The 22,722-nt window shown below is 62.5% G+C and carries 23 protein-coding genes; 10 read left to right on the top strand and 13 right to left on the bottom strand.

Translation table 11 applies throughout. The annotated features are described in order from the left end of the window. Nucleotides 1-170: 170 nt before the first annotated feature. Entirely contained in the window at nucleotides 171-1,028 is an 858-nt protein-coding gene (locus AC07T0_RS05055) for an SDR family oxidoreductase (protein WP_495000131.1), read from the top strand. A 127-nt stretch (nucleotides 1,029-1,155) separates the two neighbouring features. Here AC07T0_RS05055 and AC07T0_RS05050 read toward each other — a convergent pair whose 3' ends face one another. The 6 genes from AC07T0_RS05050 to AC07T0_RS05025 all read right to left on the bottom strand — a co-directional run bounded on the left by AC07T0_RS05050 (nucleotide 1,156) and on the right by AC07T0_RS05025 (nucleotide 6,502). Further along, complete coding sequence (locus tag AC07T0_RS05050; RefSeq protein ID WP_495000130.1) at nucleotides 1,156-1,890, bottom strand: putative periplasmic lipoprotein; 735 nt, start codon at nucleotides 1,888-1,890, stop codon at nucleotides 1,156-1,158. Between the two features lie 87 nt (nucleotides 1,891-1,977). Continuing rightward, nucleotides 1,978-2,358 carry a RidA family protein gene (locus AC07T0_RS05045; protein ID WP_040071713.1) on the bottom strand — a complete coding sequence of 127 codons (381 nt, stop codon included), beginning with the start codon at nucleotides 2,356-2,358 and terminating at the stop codon, nucleotides 1,978-1,980. 50 nt (nucleotides 2,359-2,408) lie between these two features. Further along, on the bottom strand, nucleotides 2,409-4,514 hold the full coding sequence (gene spoT / locus AC07T0_RS05040; protein WP_495000129.1) for a bifunctional GTP diphosphokinase/guanosine-3',5'-bis pyrophosphate 3'-pyrophosphohydrolase: 2,106 nt from the start codon (nucleotides 4,512-4,514) through the stop codon (nucleotides 2,409-2,411). Nucleotides 4,515-4,574: 60 nt separating this feature from the next. Then, nucleotides 4,575-4,838: a DNA-directed RNA polymerase subunit omega gene (rpoZ, locus tag AC07T0_RS05035; protein ID WP_100942187.1), complete on the bottom strand. Its 264-nt coding sequence runs from the start codon at nucleotides 4,836-4,838 to the stop codon at nucleotides 4,575-4,577. Nucleotides 4,839-5,005: 167 nt separating this feature from the next. Beyond that, entirely contained in the window at nucleotides 5,006-5,626 is a 621-nt protein-coding gene (gene gmk / locus AC07T0_RS05030; RefSeq protein ID WP_103499222.1) for a guanylate kinase, read from the bottom strand. A 12-nt stretch (nucleotides 5,627-5,638) separates the two neighbouring features. Further along, on the bottom strand, nucleotides 5,639-6,502 hold the full coding sequence (locus AC07T0_RS05025) for a YicC/YloC family endoribonuclease (protein WP_495000128.1): 864 nt from the start codon (nucleotides 6,500-6,502) through the stop codon (nucleotides 5,639-5,641). 318 nt (nucleotides 6,503-6,820) lie between these two features. On the opposite strand from AC07T0_RS05025, the gene rph reads away from it, so the two are divergent. Both rph and AC07T0_RS05015 read left to right on the top strand, forming a co-directional pair. After that, nucleotides 6,821-7,543: a ribonuclease PH gene (rph, locus tag AC07T0_RS05020; RefSeq protein ID WP_442438297.1), complete on the top strand. Its 723-nt coding sequence runs from the start codon at nucleotides 6,821-6,823 to the stop codon at nucleotides 7,541-7,543. 34 nt (nucleotides 7,544-7,577) lie between these two features. Continuing rightward, on the top strand, nucleotides 7,578-7,946 hold the full coding sequence (locus tag AC07T0_RS05015) for a DUF4870 domain-containing protein (protein ID WP_495000127.1): 369 nt from the start codon (nucleotides 7,578-7,580) through the stop codon (nucleotides 7,944-7,946). A gap of 66 nt (nucleotides 7,947-8,012) precedes the next feature. Here AC07T0_RS05015 and crc read toward each other — a convergent pair whose 3' ends face one another. Then, the gene (gene crc, locus AC07T0_RS05010) at nucleotides 8,013-8,792 is read right to left on the bottom strand and encodes a catabolite repression control protein Crc (protein ID WP_003176915.1); all 780 of its coding nucleotides are present in this window, start codon (nucleotides 8,790-8,792) and stop codon (nucleotides 8,013-8,015) included. An 83-nt stretch (nucleotides 8,793-8,875) separates the two neighbouring features. Between crc and pyrE the strand changes: the two genes are divergently transcribed. Both pyrE and AC07T0_RS05000 read left to right on the top strand, forming a co-directional pair. After that, entirely contained in the window at nucleotides 8,876-9,517 is a 642-nt protein-coding gene (pyrE, locus tag AC07T0_RS05005) for an orotate phosphoribosyltransferase (RefSeq protein WP_495000126.1), read from the top strand. Nucleotides 9,518-9,553: 36 nt separating this feature from the next. Further along, nucleotides 9,554-10,111 (top strand): DUF4124 domain-containing protein, encoded by a 558-nt coding sequence (locus AC07T0_RS05000; RefSeq protein ID WP_495000125.1) that lies wholly within the window; start codon nucleotides 9,554-9,556, stop codon nucleotides 10,109-10,111. Nucleotides 10,112-10,300: 189 nt separating this feature from the next. Here the strand turns inward: AC07T0_RS05000 and argB are convergent, their stop codons facing one another. From argB to coaBC, 4 genes are all read right to left on the bottom strand, one after another. Then, entirely contained in the window at nucleotides 10,301-11,206 is a 906-nt protein-coding gene (argB, locus tag AC07T0_RS04995; RefSeq protein ID WP_177094030.1) for an acetylglutamate kinase, read from the bottom strand. A gap of 64 nt (nucleotides 11,207-11,270) precedes the next feature. After that, the gene (locus tag AC07T0_RS04990) at nucleotides 11,271-12,668 is read right to left on the bottom strand and encodes a phosphomannomutase/phosphoglucomutase (protein ID WP_495000298.1); all 1,398 of its coding nucleotides are present in this window, start codon (nucleotides 12,666-12,668) and stop codon (nucleotides 11,271-11,273) included. A gap of 1,267 nt (nucleotides 12,669-13,935) precedes the next feature. Next, nucleotides 13,936-14,391: a dUTP diphosphatase gene (gene dut, locus AC07T0_RS04985; protein ID WP_100942178.1), complete on the bottom strand. Its 456-nt coding sequence runs from the start codon at nucleotides 14,389-14,391 to the stop codon at nucleotides 13,936-13,938. Nucleotides 14,392-14,396: 5 nt separating this feature from the next. Beyond that, nucleotides 14,397-15,605: a bifunctional phosphopantothenoylcysteine decarboxylase/phosphopantothenate--cysteine ligase CoaBC gene (coaBC, locus tag AC07T0_RS04980; RefSeq protein ID WP_495000124.1), complete on the bottom strand. Its 1,209-nt coding sequence runs from the start codon at nucleotides 15,603-15,605 to the stop codon at nucleotides 14,397-14,399. 134 nt (nucleotides 15,606-15,739) lie between these two features. Here coaBC and radC point away from each other — a divergent pair, with 134 nt between their 5' ends. Next, on the top strand, nucleotides 15,740-16,414 hold the full coding sequence (gene radC / locus AC07T0_RS04975) for a RadC family protein (protein ID WP_495000123.1): 675 nt from the start codon (nucleotides 15,740-15,742) through the stop codon (nucleotides 16,412-16,414). A 64-nt stretch (nucleotides 16,415-16,478) separates the two neighbouring features. Here the strand turns inward: radC and AC07T0_RS04970 are convergent, their stop codons facing one another. Beyond that, nucleotides 16,479-18,068 (bottom strand): ABC transporter substrate-binding protein, encoded by a 1,590-nt coding sequence (locus tag AC07T0_RS04970; RefSeq protein ID WP_495000122.1) that lies wholly within the window; start codon nucleotides 18,066-18,068, stop codon nucleotides 16,479-16,481. Between the two features lie 448 nt (nucleotides 18,069-18,516). On the opposite strand from AC07T0_RS04970, the gene rpmB reads away from it, so the two are divergent. The 3 genes from rpmB (at nucleotide 18,517) to AC07T0_RS04955 (ending at nucleotide 20,451) form a co-directional block, all read left to right on the top strand. Then, entirely contained in the window at nucleotides 18,517-18,750 is a 234-nt protein-coding gene (gene rpmB / locus AC07T0_RS04965; protein WP_007921114.1) for a 50S ribosomal protein L28, read from the top strand. A 12-nt stretch (nucleotides 18,751-18,762) separates the two neighbouring features. Next, nucleotides 18,763-18,918 (top strand): 50S ribosomal protein L33, encoded by a 156-nt coding sequence (gene rpmG / locus AC07T0_RS04960; protein ID WP_003177274.1) that lies wholly within the window; start codon nucleotides 18,763-18,765, stop codon nucleotides 18,916-18,918. 162 nt (nucleotides 18,919-19,080) lie between these two features. Then, on the top strand, nucleotides 19,081-20,451 hold the full coding sequence (locus tag AC07T0_RS04955; protein WP_495000121.1) for a hypothetical protein: 1,371 nt from the start codon (nucleotides 19,081-19,083) through the stop codon (nucleotides 20,449-20,451). Here AC07T0_RS04955 and AC07T0_RS04950 read toward each other — a convergent pair whose 3' ends face one another. Continuing rightward, nucleotides 20,452-20,814 (bottom strand): cupin domain-containing protein, encoded by a 363-nt coding sequence (locus tag AC07T0_RS04950; protein ID WP_495000120.1) that lies wholly within the window; start codon nucleotides 20,812-20,814, stop codon nucleotides 20,452-20,454. Nucleotides 20,815-21,051: 237 nt separating this feature from the next. Between AC07T0_RS04950 and AC07T0_RS04945 the strand changes: the two genes are divergently transcribed. Then, the gene (locus tag AC07T0_RS04945; protein WP_495000119.1) at nucleotides 21,052-22,545 is read left to right on the top strand and encodes an aldehyde dehydrogenase; all 1,494 of its coding nucleotides are present in this window, start codon (nucleotides 21,052-21,054) and stop codon (nucleotides 22,543-22,545) included. The last annotated feature ends 177 nt before the right edge of the window (nucleotides 22,546-22,722 follow it).

Genomic DNA, 22,722 nt, shown 5'->3' with positions numbered 1-22,722 from the left:
TATGAAGAGGGTCTTGTCCTTCCAGGCCTCGTGGGGCCGAGAACATTGGGTTGTGCATTATTGCAAATACTTCTTGTTAACAAAAGCAATAGCTTCTCTTTTTTTCTTCCATTGCTAATTGCTGGTCAATTTCCAGCGCTGGTTCGTGGCTTTTTTCCTGGAGATCCGTGATGTCTGCTCCTTCTGTTCTGATTGCCGGTTGCGGCGATGTCGGTAGCCGCCTGGCGACGCAGTTGCTCGCTCAAGGTTGGCGGGTACATGGCCTGCGCCGTTCGGTCGCGCGTTTGCCGGAGGGTGTCCTGGGGGTGGCGGCTGATCTGTTCGTCGAGCAACGACCCGCTACCTGGCCGGACGGCCCGCTGGATTACCTGGTGTATTGCGCCGCCGCGACCGAGCACGATGAGGCCGGTTATCGAGCAGCCTACGTCGATGGTTTGCGGCATGTATTGAGTTGGCTCAGGCAGTCGGGCCAGCAGCCGCGACGCCTGCTGTTCGTATCCAGCAGCAGTGTGTATGTACAGCAGGCGGGCGAGTGGGTCGACGAGACGGCACCGACCGAAGCCGACGGCTATTCCGGGCGTTTGATGCTGGAGGCCGAGCAGGTAGCGTTGGACAGCGGCATTCCGGCGACCCGGGTGCGCCTGACCGGCATCTACGGTCCGGGTCGCGAGTGGTTGTTGACCCAGGTCCGGCGCGGTTATCGGGTGGCGGTCGAGCCGCCTTTATATGGCAATCGGATTCACGTCGACGATGCGGCCGGGTTGTTGGCGTTCCTGTTGGAGGCTGATCATGCCGGGAAGGCACTGGAGGACTGCTACATCGGTGTTGATGATGCGCCGGCGCCGTTGGCCGAGGTGGTGGGCTGGCTGCGCGAGTACTTGGGGGTGACCGAGTGGGCGGAGGATGCCAGCGTGCGCCGCACCGGCAGCAAGCGCTGCAGCAATGCACGGGCGCGGGCCCTGGGTTGGGCGCCGCGTTATCCGAGTTTCCGCGAGGGCTATGCGGCGATTCTTGAAGGCCGTTGCTAGTTGAAGCGAAACCCGCCCGTGTAGGAGCCGGCTTGCCGGCGATGGCGGCCGTAAGGCCGATGCAAGGCTCAAGGGCCTCATCGCCGGCAAGCCGGCTCCCACAGGGTGTGCGGCACGGCGCGTAGGATTATTTCTCCAGCAACCACTGGCGAGGGCCCGGGTTGAGCTGCGGCTGTTCATCGGGCTGGGCCGAGTTCAGCGCCTGGAAGATTTCCAGTTGCTTGCCCTTGCGCACGAAGATCCAGGCGGCGCCCTTGCTGCCTTGCTGCAACCAGATGCTGTCGTTCTCACCGCTCATGGAGGCGCAATCGCCAGCCAGGCACAGTGCATAGCGGTCGGCGCCGGGCAGGCCTTCGAGGCGTCCGTCCGCGAGGAATTTCACCTGGCCGCCTTCGCCCGGGCCGTTGCTGATCTTCCAGTCGCCACCCATGTAGGCTGCGTACAAGGCCTGTTCGAAGCTGGCGCCCACCGGGGCGTTGGCCGGTAGTTCGGTTTCGGCGCGCACGAACGGCTGTTCAGGCTCCGAATCGCTGGCGCCCTGGATCAGTTCCTTGCCGTCGCGGGTCAGTGCAGTACCGGCGCTGCCATAGAAATCGACATGCCATTGCTTGCCGTCCGCGCGTACATGACCCTCGGGGCGCTCGAAACCGTTGCTGTAGCGGGCCTGGCCGTTACGGGTGTCGATGCTCCATTCCAGGTTCGGCCCATAGGTTTCCAGGGCTTCGCGCAAGCTGCCCTTTTTAACGGCGGCATCGATGGCGACCTGGTTGATCCAGGTGCCGCTGATGTCGTATTTGGCGGGGTCGCTGGCGCAGCCGCCAAGCAGGAGGGCAAACACCGAGAAGGCAAGCGCTTTGCGCATGGTGGAATCCTTTGCAGACGAAGCTGGTGCAGCGCAAGAAGCGGCACCAGGCAGTGCGGGGTTGTTCGAGGGCGGCGTGGCTGGCAGTTACTCGAGGACCAGGATCGCGTCCATCTCGACTTGCGAGCCGCGTGGCAGGGCGGCAACGCCGATGGCGGCGCGGGCCGGGTAGGGCTGTTGGAAGTACTTGCCCATGATCTCGTTGACCTTGGCGAAGTGGCTCAGGTCGGTGAGGAAGATGTTCAGCTTGACGATGTCCTTGAACGACCCGCCCGCTGCTTCGGCCACGGCCTTGAGGTTTTCGAAGACCTGCACGGTCTGGGCTTCGAAGCCCTCCACCAGTTCCATGGTCTTCGGGTCCAGGGGAATCTGGCCGGACATGTAGACGGTATTGCCGGCCTTGATCGCCTGGGAGTAGGTGCCGATGGCGGCTGGGGCTTTGTCGCTGCTGATAACGGTCTTGCTCATGAACAGGTTCCTTGTAATGGGCGGCTACGTGGACAGGCTATATAAGTGAGCTATGCGCGCATGCGGGTGATACGGATCACCCCGGTCAGGGCGCGCAGTTTCTTGATCACGCGGGCCAGGTGCACGCGGTCGTGCACGCTGACCACCAGTTGGACCACGCTGATACGACCATCGCGTTCGTCCATGCTGATTTTCTCGATATTGCCATCGGCGGCATTGACGCTGCTGGCCAGCAGGGCGATCAGGCCGCGCTGGTGTTCCAGCTCGACGCGCAGCTCGACGTTGAATTCGCCGGTGACATCCTTGGCCCAGGAGAGCTGGATGCATTTTTCCGGATTGTGGCGGATTTCGCTGATATTGCGGCAGTTGTCCAGGTGCACCACCATGCCTTTGCCGGCGGACAGGTGGCCGACAATCGGGTCGCCCGGGATCGGCGTGCAGCACTTGGCGTAGCTGAGCACCAGGCCTTCGGTGCCGCGGATCGCCAGCGGGCCTTCGGGGCTGGGCAGTTGTTCGCCTTCGCCGAGCAGGCGGCGGGCGACCACATAGGCCATGCGATTGCCCAGGCCGATGTCTTCCAGCAGGTCTTCGATCAGTTCCAGGCGGTATTCGTGAAGCATGGCTTGCACGCGCTCGCCCGGGATCTTCTCCAGGGCGCTGTCGAAACCGTTGAGCACCTTGTTCAGCAGGCGCTCGCCCAGGCTGATGGATTCGGAGCGGCGTTGCAGTTTCAGGGCGTGGCGGATATGCGTACGCGCCTTGCCGGTGACCACGAAGTTCAGCCAGGCCGGGTTCGGGCGCGCGCCGGGGGCGCTGACGATCTCGACCGTGGAGCCGCTTTGCAGCGGTTCGGACAGAGGTGCGAGACGGCGATTGATCCGGCAGGCAATGCAGCTGTTGCCGACGTCGGTGTGCACCGCGTAGGCAAAGTCCACCGCCGTGGAGCCTTTTGGCAGCTCCATGATCCGGCCCTTGGGCGTGAACACATAGACCTCGTCCGGGAACAGGTCGATCTTCACGCTTTCGATGAATTCCAGGGAGTTGCCGGCCCGTTGCTGCATTTCCAGCACGCCCTTGACCCACTGGCGGGCCCGGGCATGGGTGCCCTTGGGCTGCTCGTCGCCGCTGGACTTGTACAGCCAGTGGGCGGCGATGCCGTTGTTGGCCATCTCTTCCATTTCGCGGGTGCGAATCTGGATCTCGATCGGCACGCCGTGCATGCCGAACAGCGTGGTGTGCAGCGACTGGTAGCCGTTGGCCTTGGGAATCGCGATGTAGTCCTTGAAGCGCCCGGGCAGGGGTTTGTACAAGTTATGTACCGCACCGAGGACCCGATAGCAGGTGTCGACCTTGTCGACGATGATCCGGAACGCGTAGACGTCCATGATCTCGTTGAAAGCCCGGCGCTTGCCGCGCATCTTGGTGTAGATACCGTACAGGTGCTTCTGCCGTCCGCTGACCTCGCCCTGGATTTCATCGACGGCCAGGCAGTGGCTCAGGGACTCTTCGATCTTGTTGACGATTTCCTTGCGGTTGCCCCGGGCGCGTTTGACCGCCTGGTAGATCCGCGCGGAACGCATCGGGTGCATGGCCTTGAAGCCGAGGTCTTCGAATTCGATGCGGATTGCATGCATGCCCAGCCGGTTGGCGATGGGCGCATAGATCTCGAGGGTTTCCTTGGCGATGCGCCGGCGCTTTTCGCCGGACAGCACTTCGAGGGTGCGCATGTTGTGCAGGCGGTCGGCCAGCTTGACCAGGATCACGCGAATGTCGCGGGCCATGGCCATGGCCATTTTCTGGAAGTTTTCCGCCTGGGCTTCGGCCTTGGTCTCGAAATTCATCTGGGTCAGTTTGCTGACCCCGTCGACCAGTTCGGCCACGGTTTCACCGAACTGCGCTTGCAGCGCTTCCTTGGCGATACCGGTGTCTTCGATCACGTCATGGAGCATGGCGGCCATCAGGCTCTGATGGTCCATGTGCATGTCGGCAAGAATATTGGCCACCGCCAGCGGATGCGTGACGTAGGCTTCGCCGCTGCGACGGCGTTGACCGTCATGGGCTTGTTCGGCGTAAAAGTACGCCCGGCGGACCAGGTTGACCTGGTCGGCGCCGAGGTAGGTCGATAAGCGATCGGCGAGGGCGTCTATGCTCGGCATGAGGTTTCCCCCGACCGAAGCCTTGTACCCTGCGCCGTGCTCCGTCGACCAGGCATAGGCTTAGACGGCCTCGTTGGACTCGTCCTCGAAGGCGGCGAAGACCGGGTCTTCATGGACGATATCCTGTTCAGCGATGAACTCGTACGTCACGTAGCCTTCGGCGATTTCCCGCAGCGCCATTACGGTTGGTTTGTCATTTTCCCACGCCAGCTTCGGCTCTTTGCCGCCGGTCGCCAGTTGACGAGCACGCTTGGTGGAGAGCATGACCAGCTCAAAACGGTTAGCCACATGTTCTAGGCAGTCTTCAACGGTTACGCGGGCCATGGTGTTCCTCGTAGCAAATGCGGTAATCACGCTACCCGGATGGGCGAGCGGACTGAACAGTTTAAAAAATCACCAGCGTTTAGGGAAGCGCTGATTTTCCCAGCCGGCTTGCCAACGCGCTACGAGTACCAATGTAAAGCCCTCGCGGCGCTTTTGGGAAGTGTTGCTTATGCCAGCAATTCACTCAATAGCTGAGTGAAATGTTGTTGCTGGGGCAGCTGTTGCAAGCGATTGGCGCGGAAAATCGCCTTCAGATCGTCCAGTGCGTGGGCAAAATCGTCGTTGATGATCAGGAAATCGTACTCGACGTAGTGGCTCATTTCGCTGACCGCTTCGCGCATCCGCCCTTCGATGATCGCGTCGCTGTCCTGGCCACGGTTGGTCAGGCGCTGGCGCAGGGCTTGCTGGCTCGGCGGCAGGATAAAGATGGAGCGAGCCGCGGGCATTTGCCGGCGCACTTGCTCGGCGCCCTGCCAGTCGATTTCCAGGATCAGGTCGTGGCCTTCGTCCAGGGTCTGCTGCAGGTGGCTCTGGGAGGTGCCGTAGAGGTTGCCGAAGACTTCGGCCTGTTCGAGGAAATCGCCGTGCTCGACCATACGCACGAACTCGGCGCGGTCGACGAAGTGGTAGTTCACGCCGTTGGCTTCACCCGGGCGCATGGCGCGGGTGGTGTGCGAGACCGAGACGCGGATCTGCGGTTCGGCATCGATCAGGGCCTTGACCAGGCTGGTCTTGCCCGCGCCCGACGGTGCGGAAATGATGTAGAGGGTGCCAGTGCTGTGGGTCATGTCGGGTTAGCCTTACTCGATGTTCTGTACTTGTTCGCGCATTTGCTCGATCAACACCTTGAGGTTGACCGCCGCCTGGGTGCTGCGCGGGTCGAAGGCCTTGGAGCCTAGGGTGTTGGCTTCGCGGTTGAGTTCCTGCATCAGGAAGTCCAGGCGTCGGCCGGCCGCGCCGCCGGACTTGAGGACCCGGCGGACTTCGATGATATGGGTGGCGAGGCGGTCGAGTTCTTCGGCCACGTCGCTTTTCTGCGCCAGCAGGAGCATTTCCTGCTCCAGGCGGGTCGGATCCAGCTCGGCCTTCATGTCGGCGAAGCGGTCGAGGACTTTCTGGCGCTGGCTGGCGAGCATCTGCGGGACCTGTTCGCGCAGGGTCGCGACGTCGCCCTCGATGGCGTCCAGGCGCTCGACGATCAAGCGGGCCAACTCCGCGCCTTCGCGCTGGCGGCCGTTCTTGAGTTCCTTGAGGCCCAGGTTGAACAGGGCCAGGGCTTCATTGTTCAGGGCCTGCGGGTCGCTGGCGTCGGCCACCAGCACGCCGGGCCAGGCGAGGACTTCCAGCGGGTTCAGCGCGGCGGGCTGCTTGATCAGGGCGGCGACGGTTTCGGCGGCGGCGATCAGTTGGGTGGCACGCTCGCGGTCAATCTGCAGGGCCTTGCCGGTGGTTTCCTCGGTGAAGCGCAGGGTGCATTCCAGCTTGCCGCGGGACAGGCCCTGGCGCAGGGCTTCGCGAACCGCGCCTTCGAGGTCGCGGAACGATTCCGGCAAGCGCAGGTGGGGTTCCAGGTAGCGGCTGTTGACCGAGCGCAGTTCCCAGCTCAGGGTGCCCTGGCTGACGGCGCTTTCGACACGGGCGAAGGCGGTCATGCTGTGGACCATGGAAGTACCTCGCGATTCAGGTTTGCCGCCGCGTGGGCGGGCAAGACCGATGAATGAATTAAAGCCGACAGGCAGCAAAGGCGCAGGATTGTAGCGCAGTGCGGCCGTTGCCCCCAAACACCTGTAGGAGCGAGCTTGCTCGCGATGGGCGTTAACGATAACGCGGTGCGCCTGATGCCCCTCGGTGCCTGTGCCACCCTTGCGAGCAAGCTCGCTCCTACAGAGGGGTTGGTGGTGTGAGGTATTTAGAGGTGCCCAGCACAGTCCCGGGCCTCTATAATGCTCGGTAGATTTCCGTCCTCGTACAGGTATTCCCAGATGAAACGTCCAAGTGGTCGCGCTGCCGATCAGCTCCGCTCGATCCGCATCACCCGCAACTACACCAAACACGCCGAGGGATCCGTACTGGTCGAGTTCGGTGATACCAAAGTGATCTGCACGGTCAGCGTCGAGAACGGTGTCCCGCGTTTCCTCAAGGGTCAGGGCCAGGGTTGGTTGACTGCCGAGTACGGCATGCTGCCGCGCGCCACCGGCGAGCGTAACCAGCGTGAAGCCAGTCGTGGCAAGCAAGGCGGCCGCACCCTGGAGATCCAGCGCCTGATCGGCCGTTCGCTGCGTGCCGCGCTGGATATGTCCAAGCTGGGCGACGTGACCCTGTATGTCGACTGCGATGTGATCCAGGCCGACGGCGGCACCCGCACCGCGTCCATCACGGGTGCCATGGTCGCGCTGGTCGATGCCCTGGCGGTGATCAAGAAGCGTGGCGGCCTGAAAGGCGGTAGCCCGCTCAAGCAGATGATCGCAGCAGTATCGGTGGGCATGTATCAGGGCGAGCCGGTGCTTGACCTGGACTACCTGGAAGACTCGGCGGCCGAGACCGACCTGAACGTGGTCATGACCAGCACCGGTGGTTTCATCGAAGTCCAGGGCACGGCCGAAGGCGCGCCGTTCCAGCCTGAAGACCTGAACGCGATGCTGGCGTTGGCGCAGAAAGGCATGAACGAAATCTTCGAATTGCAGAACGCCGCCTTGGCCGACTGAGGATTCGAACCGTTTTCAGCATAAGGAGCGCGCGATGAATGACGACCAGCTACCCGTAACCACCCCGAGCCAGGAGGTCAGGCAATGGGCGATGTTCTGTCATTTGTCGGCGTTTCTCGGCTACTGGTTTCCGTTCGGCAGCCTGATCGGGCCGCTGATTCTGTGGCAGATGAAGCGCGAACAGGACCCCTTTATCGATGCCCAGGGCAAGGAAGCGCTGAATTTCCAGATCACCGTGGCGGTGGCGGCGATGGTCTGTATCCCGCTGATGTTTGTCCTGATTGGCATTCCGCTGTTCGGCTTGCTGGTGATCGCGGCGGTGGTGTTGACCATCATTGCCGGGGTCAAGGCCAATGAGGGTGTAGCTTACCGCTATCCCTTCACCTGGCGGCCGGTCAAGTAGCGCCTGGCGCCGACACGCAAAAAAGCCGACGTGAAGTCGGCTTTTTTGTCACTGCGAAAAGACGCTTTAGATAGTCAGCGTCCAGTCGTAGTCGACGATCAGCGGCGCGTGCTGCGAGAAACGCGGCTGGCGCGGCAGCCGTGCGCTACGGACGAAGCGGCGCAGGCCCGGGGTCAGCAGCTGATAGTCGAAACGCCAGCCGAGGTTGAGCATCTCGGCCTGTTCGTTATCCGGCCACCAGCTGTACTGGTCGCCTTCGCGGCTGACTTCGCGCAGGGCATCGACATAACCCATGTTGCCGACAATCTCGTCCATCCAGGCCCGTTCCGGCGCCAGGAAGCCCGGGGATTGCTGGCTGTCACGCCAGTTCTTGATATCCAGCTTCTGTTGCGCGACGTACAGCGAGCCACAGTAGATGTATTCGCGCCGTTTGCGCCGCTGTTTATCCAGATAGCGGGCGAAGTCGTCCATAAGCTTGAACTTCTGGTTCAAGTCTTCATCGCCGTTCTGCCCCGAGGGAAGCAGCAAGGTCGCGATGCTGACCTTGTCGAAATCGGCTTGCAGGTAGCGCCCGTAGCGGTCTGCCGTCTCGAAACCGAGACCGCTGATGACAGCCTTCGGTTGCAACCGCGAATACAAGGCCACGCCACCTTGGGCGGGGACTTCGGCATCGCAGGCATAAAGGAAGTAGCCATCCAGTTGGAAGGCTGGGTCGTCCAGTTCAAAGGCGGAGGCGCGGGTGTCCTGCAGGCAGATGACGTCGGCATTCTGAGCTTGCAGCCAACTGAGCAAACCACGCTCGACTGCGGCCTGAATACCATTGACGTTCACACTGATGATCCGCATAAATGGCCCCAAAAATCACGTGCGTGTATGATACCCCAAGGTCTACCTAATTAGCTAAATCCGTGGTATTTGGGGCTTTTTTCATGCAGGCGTATCAACGCGATTTCATTCGTTTTGCCATCGATCGCGGGGTTTTGCGCTTCGGTGAGTTCACTCTGAAGTCCGGGCGGACCAGCCCTTACTTCTTCAATGCCGGCCTGTTCAACAGCGGTTCGGCCCTGGCCCAGCTGGGGCGTTTCTATGCCGCGGCGATCGTCGAGAGCGGTATTGCGTTTGACGTGCTGTTCGGTCCGGCCTACAAAGGCATCCCCCTGGCAGCGACCACCGCCGTGGCTCTGGCCGAGCATCACGGGCTGGATCTGCCCTGGTGCTTCAACCGCAAGGAAGCCAAGGCCCACGGCGAAGGCGGCAGCCTGGTCGGCGCGCCATTGGCTGGCGATGTGCTGATCATCGATGACGTGATCACCGCCGGCACCGCGATCCGCGAGGTGATGCAGATCATCCAGGCCCAGGGCGCCAAGCCTGCCGGCGTGCTGATCGCGCTCAACCGCCAGGAACGCGGCAATGGCGAGCTGTCGGCGATCCAGGAAGTCGAGCGTGACTTCGCGATTCCGGTGGTCAGCATTGTCTCCCTGACCCAGGTCCTGCAGTTCCTCGCCGACGATGAGCAACTCAAGCAGCATCTGCCTGCGGTTGAGGCTTATCGCGCGCAATACGGGATCTGACCTCTCTTGCGCCGCGGGTCTTGGTGGTTGCCTCTGATGCTCTGTGTGTCTTTTGCCGCGCAGGCCGAGGATGCGTCCGGCGTGCTGCTGTATCGCTATGTGGACGGCAAGGGCGTCACCGTGCTCGACCGCCAGGTGCCTCCGGAGTACGCGGGCAAGGGTTATCAGGTGCTGAATTCGCGGGGGCGGGTGGTGCAGACGATCGCGCCGGCGCCGACGGCCGAGGAGTTGGCGCGCCTGCAGGCGCAGAAAGCCCAGGCCGATGCCAATGCGCAGCTGTTGCAGCGTTACTCCAGCGTGGGTGAGGTCGACAAGGCCCAGGCCCGAAAGCTCGCCGAGCTGGACGCGATGATCGCGAGCATCCAGACCAATCTCCAGGCCTTGCTGGCACAGCAGGCCAGCTTGCAAGGCCAGGCGGCGGAGCAGGAGCGGGCGGGGCACGAGGTGGCGCCGCAGTTGCTGGGGCAACTCGCGGGGCTGCGGGATGAACAGGCGCGGATGAGGGCGGATATTGCCCGCTACCAGGCGGCACGGGTCCAGGCGCAGCAGGATTTCGCGGTGGATCGGGCGCGGGTTGAGCAGTTGACGCGCTGAGGCGTGGTCAGCGTGAGCCTTTAAATACGGTCTTGCCCTTCGCTCGTAACAACGGCTGACGCGATCACTGTGGGAGCCGGCTTGCCGGCGATGAGGCCCTTGAGTCTTGCAGAGATCTTGCGGGCCTTATCGCTGGCAAGCCAGCTCCTACAGGGGGTGTTGTGTTTTCCAGTCTGTGTTTCGGTTTGATCAGTGACGCTTGCGATTGCTGATCAGAGTGCCCATGCCGGTATCGGTGAAGATCTCCAGCAGCACCGCATTCGGCACGCGACCGTCGATGATCAGCGAGCTACCGACCCCACCCTGTACCGCTTCCAGCGCACAACGAATCTTCGGCAGCATGCCACCGTAGATGGTGCCGTCGGCAATCAGATCGTCGACCTGGGTGGTGCTCAGGCCGGTCAGGACCTTGCCTTCCTTGTCCATCAGACCGGCAATGTTGGTCAGCAGCATCAACTTCTCGGCCTTCAGGGCCTCGGCGATCTTGCCCGCCACCAGGTCGGCGTTGATGTTGTAGGACTCGCCGTTGGCGCCGACGCCGATCGGCGCGATCACCGGGATGAAGTCGCCCTTGACCAGCAGGTTCAGCAGATCGGTGTTGATCCCGACCACTTCGCCGACCTGGCCGATGTCGATGATTTCCGGCTGGGTCATTTCCGGGGTCTGGCGGGTCACGGTGAGCTTTTTCGCGCGGATCAGCTCGGCGTCCTTGCCGGTCAGGCCGATGGCGCTGCCGCCGTGACGGTTGATCAGGTTGACGATGCTCTTGTTCACCTGCCCGCCGAGAACCATCTCCACCACGTCCATGGTCTGGGCGTCGGTCACGCGCATACCGTCGATAAAGTGGCTCTCGATGGACAGGCGCTTGAGCAGGTCACCGATCTGCGGGCCACCGCCGTGGACCACCACCGGGTTGATCCCCACCGCTTTCATCAACACGATGTCGCGGGCAAAACCGGTTTTCAGCTCTTCGCTTTCCATGGCGTTGCCGCCGTACTTGATCACCAGCGTCTTGCCGACGTATCGGCGGATGTAAGGCAACGCTTCGGAAAGAACCTTGGCGGTATTGGCAGCGGCATCGCGTTCGAGGGTCATTCAGGGCTCCGGTGGAACAAGTGGTCGGATGGTGCAAAGGCTACGCTTTTACACCGTCCAAAGGTCAGAACGGTAGTTGGAGGTCAGGTGCAACACGTTTCAATTGGGCGTGGAACACGTCCTTGATGCGCTGCAATTCGGCTTCGCTGTCGGCCTCGAAGCGCAGCACCAGCACCGGCGTGGTGTTGGAGGCGCGGACCAGGCCCCAGCCCTGGGGATAGTCGACCCGCACACCGTCGATGGTGGTCAGGTTGGCGTCGCCCCAGTCGGCGTCGCGTTGCAGTGCATCAATGATGCTGAATTTGCCCTCGTCGGTCACATTGATATTGATTTCCGGCGTGGAAATATCGTTCGGGAAGGTCGCGAACAGCTCCTCGGCCGTGGATTTCTCCTGGCTGAGGATCTCCAGCAGGCGCGCGGCGCTGTAGATGCCGTCGTCGAAACCGAACCAGCGCTCCTTGAAGAAGATGTGACCGCTCATTTCGCCGGCGAGCAGCGCGCCGCTTTCCTTCATTTTTTTCTTGATCAGCGAGTGGCCGGTTTTCCACATCACCGGACGACCGCCATATTCGCGGATCAAAGGGGTCAGGCGGCGAGTGCATTTGACGTCGAAAATGATATCCGCACCCGGGTTGCGCGCCACCACGTCCTTGGCGAACAGCATCAGCAGGCGGTCGGGAAAGACGATATTGCCGGTGTTGGTCACCACGCCGACGCGGTCGCCGTCGCCGTCGAAGGCCAGGCCCAGGTCGGCATGGCTTTCCTTGACCTTGGCGATCAGGTCCACCAGGTTCTCGGGTTTGCCCGGGTCCGGGTGGTGATTGGGGAAGTGCCCGTCGACCTCTTCGAACAGCGAGATCACTTCGCAGCCCAGGGCTTCGATCAGCTTGGGGGCGATGACCCCGGCGGCACCGTTGCCGCAGTCGACCACGACCTTGAGCTTCTTCGCCAGCACGATGTCGTTGCAGATCTGCTCGAAGTACGGGGTGAGGATGTCGACTTTCTCGACACTGCCCTTGCCGCTGCTCAGGTCATTGCTCTTGAGGCGGGTGTGCAGGGCCTGGATTTGCTCGTTGGCCAGGGTATCGCCGGCGATGACGATCTTGAAGCCGTTGTAGTTCGACGGGTTGTGGCTACCGGTGAGCATTACCCCGGACTTGCCGGTCAGCACGTTGGCGGCGTAGTACAGCGCCGGGGTCGGCACCAGGCCGACATCGCTGACGTGGCAGCCGCTGTCGTGCAGACCCTGGATCAACTGCTGGACCAGCTCCGGCCCGGACAAGCGCCCGTCACGGCCGACCGACACGTTGGGTTCGCCCTGGGCCAGGCTCTGGGCGCCGATGGCACGGCCGATCCAGTAGGCGGTTTCGCCGTTCAGGGTCTCCGGAATCGTGCCGCGGATGTCGTAGGCGCGGAAGATGCTGTCAGGGAAGCTCGGGATGGCAGGTGCGATGCTGTTCATGCTGTGGGGGGGCTCCGTTCCCAGGAAATCCTGGTGTTCGTCGAGAATATCGATATCGAGAATGTCGCTATCTTGGAACAGCGGATCGGCCCAGACAGTACTTGGCGTCGCGGCCTGGATCGGCGCTGCGGTGCCGCGGATCGCAATGTCTGGATCACTGCCGGCTGGTTCGGGGTGACTATTGCGCAAGGAAAAGCGCGCCAGTTCCTGAGCCAGTCCATTGAGGGGCGGCAGGCTCAAGCTGAAGGCTTTGACGGCTTTCCCGCCGGAGAGTTCGCGAAACAGTTGCTCCAGCTGTCGGGCATCGCCATCGAGGCGGCTTTGCAGGCGTTTGTGCGGCAGGTAGATGCCCAGCAGGGTGCCGCCGAGGGCGAGCAAGGCGGCGAGGGCCGTCAATGCGTAGGCGCTCAGGGGGTAGGACTGCTTGAGCAAGGGGCCGGGGCTAAATCTCAGTACCCAGTTGGGGTTGCCGGTGCTAAAGGCCACGCTGTCGTCCGCTACCGCCGTTCCGCGCAGGTCCAACACTTGTTCCGGGCTGCCGAGGACGCTTTGCGTCAGGCGCAGCTCGCCGGTTTCCGGGTGCCAGGTGCTGAAGGGCTGGAGCAGTCGTTGCAGGTCGAAGACCTGCAGCAGGGTGCCGCCGCTTTGGCTGTTGGCCGGGGCCTTGAGCGAGGCCACGCTATAGACCAGCCAGCGTTGGCCGATCTTGTAGGCTTCCGGTGCCGGGTGGGCACCTCGCTCGGCGCGGGTGATCAGGTCCAGGGCGGAAAAATTCAGCGGTGCGTCGCGGTCATGGGTCGGTTGGGCCTGGCCGGGCAGGTAGAGTTGGGTGTCCACCAGGCCGTTGGCGAAGCGCAGGCCGGCTTCCGCGGCCCTGATCTGGTCGGCGTTCTGGCTTTGCAAGGCCTTGAGCAGCGAAGGATCAAGGGCCGCCGCCTCGGTCTGCGCGATCAGGTCGCTGGTCGCCTGGCTCAGGCCCGCGGCCACCACGGCGCCGGGATACTGCGTCAGGCTGCCGCGCAGCGTCTGGTTCCACGGCGCGACCACGCCAAACCACAGCAGCACAACGGCCAGGGCCAGCCCGCCCAGGGCAAGCTGCAAGCCCGGTAACAGCGGCTTGGTGACGTTGCTTGGAGGCGGATGGCCGTTGCTCTCATGCCCGCCGGCGGTCTGTGCACTGCGCTTGAAGCCTTTCAAATACTGCCTCCGCGAGGATCATCCTGAAATTCAACGCGCACCGTTCGCACCGGGCCTGGATCAGCTTAGGTCAATGGCTGCCTGAATGCCCGAAGCCACCGGCACCGCGCTGGCTTTCGTCGAAGGTTTCGACCAGTTCGAAGTGCGCCTGGACCACAGGCACCAGCACCAGTTGGGCAATACGCTCACCGACAACAATGTTGAAGGCGGTCTGGCCACGGTTCCAGCAAGACACCATCAGTTCGCCCTGGTAGTCGGAATCGATCAGGCCCACCAGGTTGCCCAGCACGATGCCGTGTTTGTGGCCCAGGCCGGAGCGCGGCAGGATCAGGGCGGCGAGGCCCGGATCGCCGATGTACACCGACAGGCCGGTGGGGATCAGCAAGGTCTGGCCCGGCTCCAGTACGGTGTCCTGCTGGAGCATGGCACGCAGGTCGAGGCCGGCGGAGCCGGGGGTGGCGTACTGCGGCAGCGGGAATTCGCCGCCGATGCGTGGGTCGAGGATCTTGGCTTGCAAAGCGTGCATGAAAATTAAACCTGGTTCAGTCGTTCGGCGATAAAGGACACCAGCTGGCGGGCAATTTTGCCCTTGCTGGTCTGGGCGAAGAGTGTCGCGTGGAGCTCGCGGTCGATCACGCTGCAGGCGTTTTCCTCGCTGTTGAAGCCAATGCTCGGGTTGGCCACGTCATTGGCGACGATCAGGTCGAGGTTCTTGTCCTTGAGCTTGCGTGCGGCATAGTCGAGCAGGTGTTCGGTTTCGGCGGCGAAACCGACGCTGAACGGGCGATCGGGGCGGCTGGCGATAGTGGCCAGGATGTCCGGGTTACGCACCATCTGCAGCAGCAGGCCGTCGCCGTTCGTAGGGTCTTTCTTGAGTTTTTGCGGGGCAACGACTTCCGGGCGGTAGTCCGCGACTGCGGCCGAGGCGATAAACAGGTCGCAGGGCATGGCGGCTTCGCAGGCGGCGAGCATGTCGCGGGCGCTGACCACGTCGATGCGGGTCACCCGGTCCGGGGTCGGCAGGTGCACCGGGCCGGTGATCAGGGTCACCCGGGCACCGGCTTCGACCGCGGCTTCGGCCAGGGCGAAACCCATTTTTCCGGAGCTGTGGTTGGTGATGTAGCGTACCGGGTCGATGTTTTCCTGGGTCGGGCCGGCGGTGATCAGCACGTGTTTACCGGTCATGGCCAGGTGCTGGAAGCAATCGGCGGCGCACTGCGCCAGGTCCGTGGCTTCGAGCATGCGCCCCAGGCCGACGTCGCCGCAGGCCTGGCTGCCGGAGGCCGGGCCGAAGACTTTGAGGCCACGGCTTTGCAGCAATTGGGTGTTGGCCTGGGTGGCCGGGTCGCGCCACATGGCCTGGTTCATCGCCGGGGCGATGGCCACGGTGGCGTCGGTGGCGAGCACCAGGGTGGTCAGCAGGTCATTGGCGATGCCCTGGGCCAGGCGCGCGATCAGGTCGGCGGTGGCTGGGGCGATCAACACCAGGTCGGCCCATTTCGCCAGCTCGATATGGCCCATGGCGGCTTCAGCGGCCGGGTCGAGCAGGTCCAGGTGCACCGGATGCCCGGACAGCGCCTGCATGGTCAGGGGGGTGATGAACTCGCTGCCGCCACGGGTCATGACCACGCGCACTTCGGCGCCCTGGTCGAGGAGTCGGCGAACCAGGTCGGCGCTCTTGTAGGCAGCAATGCCGCCGCCGACGCCGAGAACGATGCGTTTCCGATACAGCCGCTGCATAGACCTGCCTTTTAGTCCGGTGATGGCTACCCCCCGACGACGCCTCCCCAGGCCAGATCAGGGGTAAAAATGATGGGCTAAGATAACACAGCGACCGCCAGGGAACAGCGGCGCCACAAGGACAGGGAGGTGTAATGAGTATTCGTGATTGGCCGGCGGCGGAGCGGCCGCGGGAGAAGTTGCTGGAGCAGGGCGCGGCGAGCCTGTCGGACGCCGAGTTGCTGGCGATCTTTCTGCGTACCGGGGTTTCCGGCAAGAGCGCGGTGGACCTGGCCCGGCACTTGTTGAGTCGGTTCGGCAGCCTGCGCAAGTTACTGGAGTCCGACCAGCAGACGTTTGCTCGCCAGTTGGGCCTGGGGCCGGCCAAGTTTGCGCAATTGCAGGCGGTGCTGGAGATGGCCCGTCGGCATCTGGCCGAGCGCCTGCGCCGTGACTCGGTGCTGGAAAGCCCACGGGCGGTGCGCGATTACCTCAAGGCGATGTTGCGCCATGAGCCCCATGAGGTGTTCGCCTGCCTGTTTCTCGACAGCAAACACCGGGTGCTGGCGTTCGAGTCGCTGTTTCATGGCTCCATCGACAACACCAGCGTCTATCCGCGGCAGGTGGTCAAGCGGGCGCTGGCACACAACGCGGCGGCGTTGATCCTCTGTCACAACCACCCTTCGGGGGTTGCCGAGCCCAGCCAGGCCGATCATGTGCTGACCAAGCGGCTGAAAACGGCACTGGAATTCGTCGATGTGCGGGTGCTCGATCACTTTATCGTCGGCGAGGGCGAGCCGTTGTCGATGATGGAGCGCGGCTGGATGTAACGGGATCGAGCTAACACCGCGATCTTTTGTAGGGGCCGTGCCCGCTGCCATAATGTTGTCTCGGTCAGGGTTTGATGCTGACCTTGGAGAAATCCTGCCGCCCAAACGGGCTCACTTCATAGCCCTGGACGCTCTTGCGCAGCAAGGCGAAGGCCGTCGGGTGCGCCAGCGGTACCCACAACGCCTGTTGCTGGATCTGCGTCTGGGCCTGCTCGTACAGCTTGCTGCGCACCCCTTGCTCGCTGGTGGTCTTGCCGGCGCCGATCAGTTTGTCCAGGCCCGCGTCGCAGTAGCGGGCGAAGTTGGTGCCCGATTTCACCGCCGCGCAGGAGAATTGCGGGGTCAGGAAGTTGTCCGGGTCACCGTTGTCACCGGCCCAGCCCATGAACAGCAGGTCATGTTCGCCGGCCTTGGCCCGCCGGATCAGTTCGCCCCATTCGATCACACGGATCTGCGCCTGGATGCCGACTTCGGCGAGGTCGGCTTGTAGCAACTGGGCGCCGAGACTCGGGTTGGGGTTGAGCAGGCTGCCCGACGGGCGCGTCCAGATGGTGGTCTGGAAGCCGTCCTTGAGTCCGGCCTTGGCCAGCAGGGCCTTGGCTTTTTCCGGGTCGTGAGCGTAGCCGGGCAAGTCCTTGGCGTAACTCCAGGTGTTGGGCGGATAGGGGCCGTTGGCGGCCTCGGCGGTTTGTTCGAACACGGCCTTGAGGTAGCTGGTCTTGTCGACGGCAAGGTTGATGGCTTGGCGTACTTCCGGCTTGTCCAGCGGCGGATGCTGGCTGTTGATGGCGACGAACGCGGTCATGAAGGCCGCGGTTCTTTCCACCTTGAGTGTCGGTTCCTTGCTGGCGGCCACGACATCCAGGGGCTTGGGCGAGAGCGCGATCTGGCATTCATTGCGCCGCAGCTTCTGCAGGCGGACGTTGGCATCCGGGGTGATGGCGAAGACCAGGCTGTCGACCGCCGGCTTGCCGGCAAAGTAGTCCGGGTTGGCGCTATAGCGGATCGAGGCGTCTTTCTGGAAACGGCCGAACACGAACGGGCCGGTGCCGATGGGCTGGCTGTTAAGTTTTTCCGGGGTGCCCGCGGTCATCAGCTTGTCGGCGTATTCCTCCGAATAGATCGAGGCGAAGCCCATGCTCAGTGCGGCGAGGAAGGTCGAGTCGGGATGATCGAGGGTGAAACGCACGGTCAGCGGATCGCTGGCCTCGATCCGTTTGATCAGGCTCGGCAGTTGCAGCGACTGGGCGTGGGGGAAGCCGCTCTGGGCGATCTGGTGCCACGGGTTGGCCGGGTCGAGCATGCGTTCGAAACTGAAGCGCACATCGGCGGCGGTCAGGTCGCGGGTCGGTTTGAAATAGTCGGTGTGGTGGAATTTCACCCCTGGATGCAGTTTGAACTCGTAGATCAGGCCGTCGTCGGACACGCTCCAACTGTCCGCGAGGCTGGGCACCAGCTTGCCGCTGGTGGTGTCGAAGTCCACCAGGCGGTTCATCAGCACGTCGGCCGAGGCGTTGGTAGTGGTCAGCGAGTTATACTGCACCACGTCGAACCCCTCGGGGCTGGCTTCGGTGCAGACGCTCAGGGAGCTGGCGGCCTGGGCCGACAACCCGAGGAAGGGGACGAGCAATAGCGGTAGGGCAGCGAGACGCATATTCAGTATCCTTTGCAGGTCGTTGTCCCATCTGCGAGTGCAGTCTGGAAAAGTCCTACCCTAGAGGTATGGACGGTAATTGACTATCCCGTTTTTATCGAGTTTTTCAGTTTGCCTGCTTCCCCCGGTATTTTCACCGCACGGTTGCGGGCCTTTTGGGCCGGCGAGCGGTATTGTGCGACGAGCGGCCTTTCAGGGCGCCAGCCCGCGTTGCTGGCGTCCTGGCCAGTCATTTGCGCTGCACCACCGAGGTTTTAATCGCACTTGATGTTGTTGCGCCTGAGTCTTTCTGGTATAAAGCAGCGCTCTTTTCTAGGGGCCCGGTTCCTTCGCTTGTAGGTGTAGCCGGTAAGACCCTTAAAGAAACGCGGCGCCTGGCGCCAAATGACTGAGAGATTAAGCGGCCAACCCATGCCGGGTTGGGCATGTGGTTTTAGAGGGCTGAGGCATGTCTAGAGTCTGTCAAGTTACCGGTAAGGGTCCGGTGACTGGGAATAACATTTCCCACGCAAACAACAAAACCCGTCGTCGTTTCCTGCCGAACCTGCAGCATCACCGCTTCTGGGTCGAGTCCGAGAAGCGTTTTGTGCGTCTGCGCGTATCCGCCAAGGGCATGCGTATCATCGACAAGCGCGGCATTGATGTCGTGCTGGCCGAACTTCGTCGCGATGGCAAGGTATAAGGGAGCTAAATCATGCGTGAATTGATTCGTTTGATCTCGAGCGCCGGTACTGGTCATTTCTACACGACTGACAAGAACAAGCGCACTACTCCGGACAAAATCGAGATCAAGAAATATGATCCGGTTGTTCGTAAGCACGTGATCTACAAGGAAGGCAAAATCAAGTAATTGATTTTGTTTTTCGAGAAAAGCCCCGACTTGTTCGGGGTTTTTTTTCGCCTTTTTTCGGCCAGCTCCCGCCTGTTGTGTGCCTGATTCCTACATTTTTCCCGTTGCACCTTTCCTAGACTGGGGTGAACACCGAAAGGATGCGGATGTGGAGAGCGCTCAATGATGATGGCGAGAATGTGTGGAGTCCTGCTGTTGGTGGTATTGGCGGCGGGCAGTATCGCGGTTCAGGCCGCGGACCGGGCCAGTACCGAGGCCTATGTGCGACGCATGACCGAGGCGACGCTCGTGGCCTGGCCGCTGCTGGCGAAAATGTTCCAGACGACCCGGGTGTTTGCCGATGTCCAGTTGCTGGTCAGCGACGGACAGCGGGCATGGCTGATGAATGCCCGGGGTGGGCATGAACTCGACATGCCCGCTGTTGAGGCCCTGGGGCTGCCCTTCGACTACCGGCGCTTTGAAAAGATCGAGTGGCAGGGCCGTCCGGCGGTCTTTATCGGCCTGGGGCGAGACCTGCCTGATGCCGAACTTCAGCGGCTCAAGCACCCGGAAGCGGTGCCGGAGCTGTTCGACCTGGCGACCCACGAAGCCTTTCATTTCTACGCTGAAGACGATTGGGTGCACGGCCCGCTGTCGGAGCGCAGCACCTTGTACCCGGCGGTCGTCGAGCCGCGTTTGTACCGCAACCGGGTCATTCGCCATTTGCTGGCCGCGACTCGTGGTGAGCCCGATGCGTTGGGCCGCGCCAGTTACTGGTATCGCCGCTGGCTGAACGAGTTCGCCGATGAGGTTGAGCGTATCCGCGATACCGATCGCTCCGAAGGGAGCGCGCGTTATGTGGAGTCGATCGCGCAGTTGCTGGCAATGGGGCTTGAGCCCCGCAGTCCAGAGTGGGAGGCGCGGTTGTTGAGGCAGTTGATCCCACTGGGGCGTGCCGACTACCTGGCGGTCGATCATGAGAGCTACACACTGGGCCTTCTGGCCGGATACCTGCTCGATCGTCAGCGGTTGGACTGGTTGCCCCGTGTCGCGCAGGGGGAAACCCCCCTGGGGCTGCTGCTGGGGCCGGTCTTGCCACTCGGTGATTCGCCTGATGAGCCGTTGGGCCGGCGTCTCCGGGAGTCCCTGGCTGGGGTGAACGGTCAGGCGGCCAAGGTGCTCGAACCGTTCCTCCAGCGCTTCCACGATCCGGCAAGCCGACATCTGCTGGTGCCGGGTACGGCAATGAAAGGCAGTTTCGGTAGCGTCCACTCCTTCCGTCTTGCCGGGATGCCGGAGACCGTCGAAACCGGGGTTGATGCGCTGTTTACGCTCAAGGGTGGGCACATCGGCTTCCGTGCGGCGACGGTGGCGACGCAGGTCAAGAGCAGCTGCGGTCGGGAGGATCTCTATTGGCTGCTGGCTTTGACCGAGGCTGATTTCCAGGGCAGTGCCCACGGCCGTCTTCGCGTCAGGCGTGACGGCATCGATGTGGATATTCCCTCCCCGGCGAGGGCTGTCGACAGCGAGCGCTCCTGGTGCGTCCAGGTCTGATCAGGTCTTCTGCTCGAACACCACATAGATCTTGCGGCAGTGTTCCAGCACTTCCCAGGTGCCCTTGAAGCCCGCCGGAATCACAAAACGATCGCCGACGCGCAAGGTCTTGGCGTTGCCCTCGGCGTCGCGCAGTACCGAGACGCCCTGGACGATTTCGCAGTATTCATGCTCGCTGTAGTTCACCGTCCACTGGCCCACCGCGCCTTCCCAGACGCCGGCATTCATCTGCCCGCAGGGGCTGCCATAGTGGTTGTAGATAGTCTGCTCGGGATCGCCCTTGAACACTTTCTCCGCTGCCGGGCGAAAGCGTTCCGGCGCGGGGGTGGCTTCGCTGAAATCGACGATATCCTGGATATTCATGGTGCTCTTCCTCTGCGGTGACGGGCCTTGGGACGGAAGCACCGAGTCTATGTTTATTAAAACGAACATGGCAACGCCGTTTGGCGACCTTGTGTCAAATATATTGAAACTTCAGGTGCCGCTGGTTTAGGGTGGTGGGTGCCATGGGCCCAAATCGGGGCTCGTTGGGCAGAATTCCGAACGGTGCTGGTGCAAGAGCGCACGGCGCCCGTATTTCAATAAGAGGAGGACACTCGAATGACCACCCTGACTCGTGCTGACTGGGAACAACGTGCCCGTGAGCTGAAGATTGAAGGCCGCGCCTACATCCATGGTGAATACACCGCCGCGGTCTCGAATGAGACATTCGAGTGCATCAGCCCGGTCGATGGCCGCCTGCTGACCCGCGTCGCCAGCTGCGATGCGGCAGATGCCCAGCGCGCCGTCGAAAGTGCCCGGGCGACCTTCAATTCCGGTGTCTGGTCGCGCCTGGCCCCGGCCAAGCGCAAGTCGGCGATGATTCGTTTCGCCGCATTGCTGAAGGTCAACGCCGAGGAACTGGCCCTGCTGGAAACCCTCGACATGGGCAAGCCGATCAGCGATTCGCTGCATATCGACGTGCCCGGCGCGGCCCAGGCCCTGAGTTGGAGCGGTGAGGCCATCGACAAGATCTATGACGAAGTGGCCGCCACTCCGCATGATCAGTTGGGCCTGGTGACCCGTGAGCCAGTGGGCGTGGTCGCGGCCATCGTGCCGTGGAACTTCCCCCTGATGATGGCCTGCTGGAAGCTCGGGCCGGCGCTGTCCACGGGTAACTCGGTGATCCTCAAACCATCGGAAAAATCCCCGCTGACGGCTATCCGCATCGCTGCCCTGGCGGTTGAAGCCGGTATTCCGGCGGGCGTGCTGAACGTGCTGCCCGGTTACGGTCACACCGTCGGCAAGGCCCTGGCCCTGCACATGGATGTCGACACCCTGGTGTTCACCGGCTCGACCAAGATCGCCAAGCAACTGATGATCTACTCCGGTGAGTCGAACATGAAGCGCGTCTGGCTCGAAGCCGGTGGCAAGAGCCCGAATATCGTCTTTGCCGACGCACCTGACCTGCAGGCCGCCGCCGAATCCGCGGCCAGCGCCATCGCCTTCAACCAGGGCGAAGTCTGCACCGCCGGTTCGCGCCTGCTGGTGGAACGTTCGATCAAGGAGCGCTTCCTGCCGCTGGTGATCGAAGCGCTGAAGGCCTGGAAACCGGGCAACCCGCTGGATCCGGACACCAATGTCGGTGCCCTGGTGGATACCCAGCAGATGAACACCGTGCTGTCGTACATCGAGTCTGGTCATGCCGATGGCGCCAAGCTGGTGGCCGGTGGCAAGCGGACGCTGCAGGAAACCGGTGGGACCTACGTCGAACCGACCATCTTTGACGGCGTGAGCAACGCGATGAAGATCGCCCAGGAAGAAATCTTCGGCCCGGTGCTGTCGGTCATCACCTTCGACAGCGTGGAAGAGGCGATCAACATTGCCAACGACACGCCGTATGGCCTGGCGGCGGCGGTCTGGACCGCGAATATCTCCAAGGCGCACCTGACCGCCAAGGCCCTGCGGGCCGGCAGCGTGTGGGTGAACCAGTACGATGGCGGCGACATGACCGCGCCGTTCGGTGGCTTCAAGCAGTCGGGTAACGGCCGTGACAAGTCGCTGCATGCGTTCGACAAGTACACCGAGTTGAAGGCGACCTGGATCAAGCTGTGAGGCCCCAGATCTTGAGACCGCAGCGAAACTTGTGGGAGCCGGCTTGCCGGCGATGGCGTCTGTAAGGGCAATGCAAGGCCTGAGGGCCTCATCGCTGGCAAGCCAGCTTCTACAGGTCGGCGTTCGATCAAGGATTTTGTGTCCGTGATCGGGCAGCCCAAAAAACACAGCCGGACT

The sequence above is a fragment of the Pseudomonas sp. GW821-FHT04D07 genome (assembly GCF_059420225.1).
Note: the sequence above shows the minus strand (reverse complement) of the source record. Positions and strands in the feature narration are given on the sequence as shown.

What these genes read in the sequence shown, in the direction of transcription:
- gmk (WP_103499222.1), bottom strand. Translation starts at nt 5,626, where the DNA reads ATGACCCACAGCACTGGCACCCTCTACATCATTTCCGCACCGTCGGGC.
- coaBC (WP_495000124.1), bottom strand. Translation starts at nt 15,605, where the DNA reads ATGCAGCGGCTGTATCGGAAACGCATCGTTCTCGGCGTCGGCGGCGGC.
- argB (WP_177094030.1), bottom strand. Translation starts at nt 11,206, where the DNA reads ATGACCCTCGAACGCGATGCCGCTGCCAATACCGCCAAGGTTCTTTCC.
- AC07T0_RS04970 (WP_495000122.1), bottom strand. Translation starts at nt 18,068, where the DNA reads ATGCGTCTCGCTGCCCTACCGCTATTGCTCGTCCCCTTCCTCGGGTTG.
- rpoZ (WP_100942187.1), bottom strand. Translation starts at nt 4,838, where the DNA reads ATGGCCCGCGTAACCGTTGAAGACTGCCTAGAACATGTGGCTAACCGT.
- rph (WP_442438297.1), top strand. Translation starts at nt 6,821, where the DNA reads ATGAAACGTCCAAGTGGTCGCGCTGCCGATCAGCTCCGCTCGATCCGC.
- AC07T0_RS04990 (WP_495000298.1), bottom strand. Translation starts at nt 12,668, where the DNA reads ATGAACAGCATCGCACCTGCCATCCCGAGCTTCCCTGACAGCATCTTC.
- AC07T0_RS04955 (WP_495000121.1), top strand. Translation starts at nt 19,081, where the DNA reads ATGATGATGGCGAGAATGTGTGGAGTCCTGCTGTTGGTGGTATTGGCG.
- AC07T0_RS05055 (WP_495000131.1), top strand. Translation starts at nt 171, where the DNA reads ATGTCTGCTCCTTCTGTTCTGATTGCCGGTTGCGGCGATGTCGGTAGC.
- dut (WP_100942178.1), bottom strand. Translation starts at nt 14,391, where the DNA reads ATGCACGCTTTGCAAGCCAAGATCCTCGACCCACGCATCGGCGGCGAA.
- AC07T0_RS05025 (WP_495000128.1), bottom strand. Translation starts at nt 6,502, where the DNA reads ATGGTCCACAGCATGACCGCCTTCGCCCGTGTCGAAAGCGCCGTCAGC.
- pyrE (WP_495000126.1), top strand. Translation starts at nt 8,876, where the DNA reads ATGCAGGCGTATCAACGCGATTTCATTCGTTTTGCCATCGATCGCGGG.
- AC07T0_RS04950 (WP_495000120.1), bottom strand. Translation starts at nt 20,814, where the DNA reads ATGAATATCCAGGATATCGTCGATTTCAGCGAAGCCACCCCCGCGCCG.
- crc (WP_003176915.1), bottom strand. Translation starts at nt 8,792, where the DNA reads ATGCGGATCATCAGTGTGAACGTCAATGGTATTCAGGCCGCAGTCGAG.
- radC (WP_495000123.1), top strand. Translation starts at nt 15,740, where the DNA reads ATGAGTATTCGTGATTGGCCGGCGGCGGAGCGGCCGCGGGAGAAGTTG.
- AC07T0_RS05000 (WP_495000125.1), top strand. Translation starts at nt 9,554, where the DNA reads ATGCTCTGTGTGTCTTTTGCCGCGCAGGCCGAGGATGCGTCCGGCGTG.
- spoT (WP_495000129.1), bottom strand. Translation starts at nt 4,514, where the DNA reads ATGCCGAGCATAGACGCCCTCGCCGATCGCTTATCGACCTACCTCGGC.
- AC07T0_RS05045 (WP_040071713.1), bottom strand. Translation starts at nt 2,358, where the DNA reads ATGAGCAAGACCGTTATCAGCAGCGACAAAGCCCCAGCCGCCATCGGC.
- rpmB (WP_007921114.1), top strand. Translation starts at nt 18,517, where the DNA reads ATGTCTAGAGTCTGTCAAGTTACCGGTAAGGGTCCGGTGACTGGGAAT.
- AC07T0_RS05050 (WP_495000130.1), bottom strand. Translation starts at nt 1,890, where the DNA reads ATGCGCAAAGCGCTTGCCTTCTCGGTGTTTGCCCTCCTGCTTGGCGGC.
- AC07T0_RS05015 (WP_495000127.1), top strand. Translation starts at nt 7,578, where the DNA reads ATGAATGACGACCAGCTACCCGTAACCACCCCGAGCCAGGAGGTCAGG.
- AC07T0_RS04945 (WP_495000119.1), top strand. Translation starts at nt 21,052, where the DNA reads ATGACCACCCTGACTCGTGCTGACTGGGAACAACGTGCCCGTGAGCTG.
- rpmG (WP_003177274.1), top strand. Translation starts at nt 18,763, where the DNA reads ATGCGTGAATTGATTCGTTTGATCTCGAGCGCCGGTACTGGTCATTTC.